This window comes from Bradyrhizobium sp., from assembly GCF_019242285.1.
GTDB lineage: Bacteria > Pseudomonadota > Alphaproteobacteria > Rhizobiales > Xanthobacteraceae > Bradyrhizobium.
This window is the reverse complement of record NZ_JAFAVV010000142.1, coordinates 1-4,190: the sequence shown is the minus strand read 5'-3', so window position 1 is coordinate 4,190 and position 4,190 is coordinate 1. Positions and strand designations below refer to the sequence as shown.

The window sequence follows — 4,190 nt, the reverse complement described above, 5'->3', positions numbered from 1 at the left end:
GCGGCCATGCTCGGCAGCAGCACCGGGTGCCTCATGCATGTGTTCGGCAGCGCGGTCGGGCTGTCGGCGCTGCTCGCCGCATCGGCGGCGGCCTTCACGGTCGTCAAGTGGATCGGCGCCGCCTATCAAGGCGCTGGCGTTCGTGCTGCTTGGGCTGAACTTCATCTTCAACGGCATGATCTGGCTGTCCGCCGTCGCCGTTTTCACGGCGCGCACGGCGACCCGGGTCCGCCGTTCGGGTCGCGCGATGCGCTGGATCAACCGCGCGCTCGGCGGGATGTTCGTCTTGTTCGGTGTCCGACTCGCCGCGCTTCAGGCGAGGTGAATCTTCCAGATCGCGCTGCCCGCCAGATAGAGCCCGAGCAGGATCATCGCGAGCAGGAACCAGCGGCGGAAGGCTTCCGCGGGCAGCCGTGCGCGCACGGCCTGGCCTGCAAACATGCCGGCGAAGGAGGAGCCGAGCGCGATGGCGCCCGGCAGCGCCGTCGAGGCATTCAACAGGCCCGACGAGGTGAGATCGAAGGCGAGCGCGACGGTCGCCACCGTGAAGAACACCCCGAGCGCCTGCACCAGTTCGTCCTTCTCCATGCCGATCGCCTGCATGAACGGCATCGACGGCACCACCTGCACGCCGGTCGCGATCGAGATCATGCCGGTGACGAGACCGACGACGCCGCCGACCCACTTCTCGTCGCGCCGCGCGACCTGGAGGCTGACCCGGCGGAGCCCGATCGCGGCGTAGATCACCAGGACCGCACCGAGCGCGATCGGCACGTAGCGCGCATAGGGGCCCGTCAGCGCCCCGGCGTTCAGCCAGGCGCCGGCGAGCGTGCCCAGGAGCAAAGGCCACAGCCTGCGCAGAATGTCGCGCAGATACGGACCGACGAAAGTCTGCCAGACGTTGGTGACGATCGCCGGCACGACGACGATGGCGAGCGCGTGGGCCGGCGCCATGATCGCCGCCAGCAATCCCATCGACACCGTCGGCAGCCCGAGCCCGATCACGCCTTTGACGAAGCCGGCGAGCATGAAGATGGCGGCAATGACGAACAGAAAGGGCTCGAACGACATGGCGCCAGATTGACCGATCGGCCCGGGCGGTACAATGTGGAGGTTACGGAGATAGCCTTCGTTCCGACCGAAGGCTGGGAATGGATGCCATGCGTTTCGACCTGGTCGATCTGCAGCTCTTCGTCGCGGTCGCGGACGCCCGCAGCATCACCGGCGGCGCCGACCGCGCGCATCTGGCGCTCGCCTCGGCCAGCGCCCGGATCAAGGGCCTGGAACAGGTTCTGGGCGTCGATCTGTTCAAGCGCGGCCGGCGCGGCGTCGAATTGACCGCGGCGGGAGAGAGCCTGCTCGATCATGCCCGACTGGTCCTGCATCATGTCGAGACCATGCGCGGCGATCTCGCCCGCTTCGCCTCGGGCGTGCGCGCCAGCGTGCAGCTGCTCGCCAACACCTCAGGGCTATCGGAGCATCTGCCCCGGGCGCTCGCCGCCTTCCTGCGCGCCCATCCCGACATCGACGTCGATGTCGAGGAGCGCGAGAGCACCGACATCGCCTCCGCCATCGCGACCGGCGCCGCCGATCTCGGCTTCGCTGCCGAGCACGCCTTGCCGGAGACGATCGAGCGCTTCACCTTCAACGAGGACCGGCTGATGCTGGTGTCGGCGCGCCGCAGCAGCTTCGCCAGCCGCCGCCAGATCGATTTTTCCGATGTGGCCGGTCACGATTTCGTCGGCTTGACCAACGCCACCGCGCTGCAACTTCATATCGGTCGGCATGCCGCGCGGCTGGGCCTGCGCCTGCATTTCCGCGCGCGGTTGCGCGACTTCGACGCGATCTGCCGCATGGTGGCAGCCGATGTCGGGATCGCGGTGGTGCCGGAAGCGGCCGCCCGCCGTTGCGCGCGGTCGGTGCCGATCGCGATGAGCCGGATCCGCGACTCGTGGGCCAACCGCAGGCTCGTGATTTGCGCACGCAGCTTTCAGTCGCTACCGAGGCCCGCGAGGCTGCTGGTCGATCATCTGCGGCAGGCCGCGCCGGGATGAAAGGGGGCGTTCAATGCTCAAGGTCGGGGAAAGGCGCAGCTCGTTCAACGTGCAGAAGGTCATGTGGCTGGTCGGCGAGCTCGACCTGCCGCACGAGCATGTGGAGCTTGGCGGCAAGTTCGGCGGTCTCGGCGATCCGGCCTTCCTTGCGATGGCTCGGAGCAGCGCTCTGCGCTGCTCCGAGCTCTCCGGGTAGGTTCGCAGATCCCGTTACTCAGGACGCGCTACTCGGCGGCCTGCGCGGCGGTCACGGCATTGCCGAATGCGGCAAAGAACTCGCCGGCGAGCTTCTTTGCGGTGGAATCGATCAAGCGGCCGCCGAGCTGGGCGAGCTTGCCGCCGATCTGCGCGTCGACGTCGTAGTGCAGCACCGTGGCGTCGGGGCCGTCGGATTCGAGCTTCACGCGCGCGCCGCCCTTGGCAAAGCCGGCGACGCCGCCGGTGCCTTCGCCATTGATGCGGTAGCTGTTCGGCGGATCGAGATCGGACAGCGTGACCTTGCCGCCGAACGTCGCCTTCACCGGACCGATCCGGATCACCACCGTTGCGGTCATCTCGGTCGGTGAGGCCATCTCCAGCGACTGGCAGCCGGGAATGCACTGCTTGAGGATGGCGGGATCGTTCAGCGCTGCCCAGACCTTCTCCTTCGGCGCCGGAATACGCTGGCTGTCACTCATCTGCATGGCGGTTCTTCAGCTCCCTGGTTCTGCGTGGGGCGCACGTTGGCCGCGCCGGCGCTCCATCGTGATCTCGGCCAGGATCGACATCGCGATCTCCTCCGGCGTGATGGCGCCGAGATCGAGGCCGGCCGGCGCCTTGACGCGGTCGAGCGCCGTGGCATCGGCGCCCTCGGCGACAAGCTTCTCGCGCAGGCTCGCCATCTTGCGGCGGCTGCCGACGAAGGCGTGATAGCCGGCCTTGATGCCGATCGCGGCCTTCAATGCTCGCTCGTCACCCTTGCCCTGCGTCGATACCACGACGAAGCGGCGCGCCTCGTTGAGCTCGAGCGGTCCGAAACCGTCGACGATGACATGGGCGTCCGACTCGGTCGTGAGGTCGGACGCCGGCGCGGCCAGCGTGACGAGATAGCCGAGCTGCCGCGCCTGGCTCGCCAGCGACAGCGCCACCGGGCTCGCGCCGAGAATGACCAGCGAAGGATGCGGCAGCATCGGCTCGACGAAGATGTCCATCGTGCCCTTGCTCGGGCACATGTTGCTGGCGAACTTGACGCCGGCGCGCAGCTCGCCGGGCTTGACGCCGAGCTCGGCGAGCAGGTTCTCCGGCTGCACCGACACCATGCGCGGGACGCCGTCGGCGAGGGCTTCGCGCGCCGCCCTCAAGACCGCGCCGCGCGCGCAGCCGCCGCCGATCCAGCCCGCGAGGATAGTGCCGTCGGGGCGGATGATCGCTTTGGCGCCGGCCTTGGCCGCGGTCACCGACACCGTGCGAACCACCGTCGCCAGCGCGAAGGTCTGCTCGGAGGCCTTCATCTGCGCCACCAGATCCATCACTTCGACATGGGCAGTCATGGGCTTGCTCGTGTGCGCTCCCTCCCCCCTTGCGGGGGAGGGTCGGGGAGGGGGGTACCCCACGGGCGGTGTGCCGGGGGATCCCCACCCCCAGCCCCTTCCCGCAAGGGGGAGGGGAGCGCAGCCGACTCGCGGCGAAAATCAATCGATCCCTTCATCCCCTACAGCCTCGCCAGATACGGTTCGAGCGCGGCCAGGCTCGCGAGCGTGTTGGCCGGCGCGTAGAGATCGACATGGGGCAGCGCGGCCTTGATGCCCTGCGCTTCCGGTGCGTAGCCTTCCCAGGCCATCATCGGGTTGAGCCAGACGATGCGGCGGCAGCGCCGCGCGAGCTGCGCCATTTCCCGTCCGAGCAGCGCGGCGTCGCCGGTCTCGTAGCCGTCGGAGACGATCATCACGCAGGTGCGCGAATGGATCACCCGCGCCGCGTGCCGGCGGTTGAACGTGTGCAGGCTTTCGCCGATCCTGGTGCCGCCATCTGTGCCCTGCGCCAGGATCGAGAGCCGGTCGAGCGCGCGCGCGGCGTCCTTCTCCTTCATGGCGTCGGAGACATGGGCGAGGCGGGTGTGGAACAGGAACGCCTCGGCCTCGCGGAACGCGTCGAGCA

At 68.7% G+C, this 4,190-nt stretch carries 7 protein-coding genes; 3 read left to right on the top strand and 4 right to left on the bottom strand.

What is annotated here, in order from left to right:
* Positions 1 to 37: 37 nt before the first annotated feature.
* Positions 38 to 325, top strand: coding sequence for a LysE family transporter (locus JOY90_RS05055; RefSeq protein WP_367276882.1), 288 nt, complete (start codon positions 38 to 40; stop codon positions 323 to 325).
* Here JOY90_RS05055 and JOY90_RS05050 read toward each other — a convergent pair.
* A complete protein-coding gene (locus tag JOY90_RS05050; protein ID WP_291690053.1) occupies positions 313 to 1,071 on the bottom strand; it encodes a sulfite exporter TauE/SafE family protein in 759 nt (252 codons plus the stop codon). The genes JOY90_RS05055 and JOY90_RS05050 overlap by 13 nt on opposite strands.
* A gap of 89 nt (positions 1,072 to 1,160) precedes the next feature.
* Here JOY90_RS05050 and JOY90_RS05045 point away from each other — a divergent pair, with 89 nt between their 5' ends.
* Together JOY90_RS05045 and JOY90_RS05040 are read left to right on the top strand one after the other, a co-directional pair.
* The gene (locus JOY90_RS05045) at positions 1,161 to 2,054 is read left to right on the top strand and encodes a LysR substrate-binding domain-containing protein (RefSeq protein WP_291690052.1); all 894 of its coding nucleotides are present in this window, start codon (positions 1,161 to 1,163) and stop codon (positions 2,052 to 2,054) included.
* Positions 2,055 to 2,067: 13 nt separating this feature from the next.
* Positions 2,068 to 2,250, top strand: a complete 183-nt coding sequence (locus JOY90_RS05040) for a hypothetical protein (RefSeq protein ID WP_291690051.1) — start codon at positions 2,068 to 2,070, stop codon at positions 2,248 to 2,250.
* A gap of 28 nt (positions 2,251 to 2,278) precedes the next feature.
* Here the strand turns inward: JOY90_RS05040 and JOY90_RS05035 are convergent, their stop codons facing one another.
* The 3 genes from JOY90_RS05035 to JOY90_RS05025 all read right to left on the bottom strand — a co-directional run.
* Positions 2,279 to 2,737, bottom strand: a complete 459-nt coding sequence (locus tag JOY90_RS05035) for a carbon monoxide dehydrogenase subunit G (protein WP_291690050.1) — start codon at positions 2,735 to 2,737, stop codon at positions 2,279 to 2,281.
* A 9-nt stretch (positions 2,738 to 2,746) separates the two neighbouring features.
* Positions 2,747 to 3,583: an XdhC family protein gene (locus JOY90_RS05030; RefSeq protein ID WP_291690049.1), complete on the bottom strand. Its 837-nt coding sequence runs from the start codon at positions 3,581 to 3,583 to the stop codon at positions 2,747 to 2,749.
* Positions 3,584 to 3,744: 161 nt separating this feature from the next.
* Positions 3,745 to 4,190 (bottom strand): VWA domain-containing protein (locus JOY90_RS05025; RefSeq protein ID WP_291690048.1); only part of this gene is annotated, 446 nt, incomplete at its 5' end.